The following is a 1450-nucleotide window of genomic DNA, read 5'->3' as shown; positions in this document are numbered from 1 at the left end:
GCGCACTGCTGTCCGGAATAGATCCGGGCCAGTGCGCCAAGTCGTTCCGGCACAACGGAAAAGCTGATTGAGCGGGGGGAGAGATTCAAACACTGTATGACCCGTTGGCCGCAAAGCCGCGGCTGGCGCGGGCGTGCGTCAAAACGACATACAGGGGTGTTCGCGCGGCGAGGCTTGAGCGCGGAAGAGGTGTTGCGACGAGACCGTCTAGGGGATAGAACCCCGGTCGCCAAACCTGTTCAACAACCACGCCGCAACATGCATAGGTTAAGCCGTTTCGCGCAGCTCATGAAGGGGCTGCCGCGTGATTCGTTCCAGAAGCTGGTCGATCTGCACGCGGGTGACCGCTACGTCAAGAAGTTCGGCTGCTGGCAGCAGTTGCTCGCCATGGTGTACGGGCAACTGGCCGGGGTGAGCAGCCTGCGCGAGCTGGAAGCCGGGTTCAACCAGCATCGCAACCACCATTACCACCTGGGCGCCGTGGAAGTGCACCGTTCCACGCTGTCGAATGCCAACGACGGGCGCAATCCAATGGTGTTTGAGGAAGCCGCACGGCTCCTGATCGCGCTGAGCGCCCAGGCGGTCAGCCGCAAAGAGCGCAAGGAGCTGCTGTACCTGATCGACTCGACCACCATTGCCCTGTATGGCCGGGGCTCCCAATGGACTGAGGCCACCAAGACGCGCACCAGGGGCCTGAAGGTGCACGTGCAGTTCGAGAGTGGCTCGCAGCTGCCGGTGCACTTCAACATTACGTCTGCCAACGTGAACGACGAGACTGAAGGCAGCAAGATCGCGGCCCAAGCAGGCGCCACGTACGTCTACGACAAGGGCTACTGCAACTACGCGTGGTGGGAGCGAATCGCTGCGGCGGGGGCAAGATTCGTGACCCGGCTGAAAAAGAACGCAGCCATCGAACTGGTCAGCGTGCGGCAGGTGCCGTCCCAGGCCGTCAGCATCGCGGGCGATAGCGTCATCCAACTGGCCAACAAGAGCAACCGAGGCGGCCACAAGAACCGCTGCAGGCGCCAGCTGCGCAGGATCGAAGTGGCACGCCCGAACGACGACAACCTTGTGCTGGTGAGCAACGACTTGGACGCGTCTGCCCAGGAGATCGCGGATCTGTATCGGCAACGCTGGGAAATTGAACTGTTCTTCAAGTGGATCAAGCAGCACTTGAAGGTCAAGAAATTCCTCGGCGAGAGCGAGAACGCCGTGCGCATCCAACTGCTCACGGCGCTCATCACTTACCTGCTGGTGTCGCTGCAAAAGGTCCGCGAGGGATTCCCAGGCACGTTGTGGAACTTCCTGACCGAGCTCAGAACCGGTTTGTTCCTGCGCGACCAGGAAGAAAGCTGCCGGTGGCGACGATGTCGACACCGCCAAGCCGACTTCGATGCCCTTCAGCCGGGGCTATTCGGGTGAGCCGAACGGTTTCCGGACACCAGTGCGC

1 protein-coding gene is annotated in these 1450 nt (G+C 61.7%); it reads left to right on the top strand.

Annotated features, from left to right (window positions below; all coding sequences use genetic code 11):
• The first annotated feature begins 96 nt into the window (after positions 1-96).
• The gene (locus JI746_RS27505) at positions 97-1422 is read left to right on the top strand and encodes an IS4 family transposase (RefSeq protein ID WP_330893096.1); all 1326 of its coding nucleotides are present in this window, start codon (positions 97-99) and stop codon (positions 1420-1422) included.
• Positions 1423-1450 lie beyond the last annotated feature (28 nt).

The sequence above is a fragment of the Ramlibacter alkalitolerans genome (genome assembly GCF_016722765.1).
Taxonomy (GTDB): domain Bacteria; phylum Pseudomonadota; class Gammaproteobacteria; order Burkholderiales; family Burkholderiaceae_C; genus Ramlibacter; species Ramlibacter alkalitolerans.
This window is presented reverse-complemented; position numbering and strand designations above follow the sequence as displayed.

Excerpts from the sequence above, each read along its gene's own strand:
- JI746_RS27505 (WP_330893096.1), top strand. The coding sequence starts at position 97 with ATGACCCGTTGGCCGCAAAGCCGCGGCTGGCGCGGGCGTGCGTCAAAA.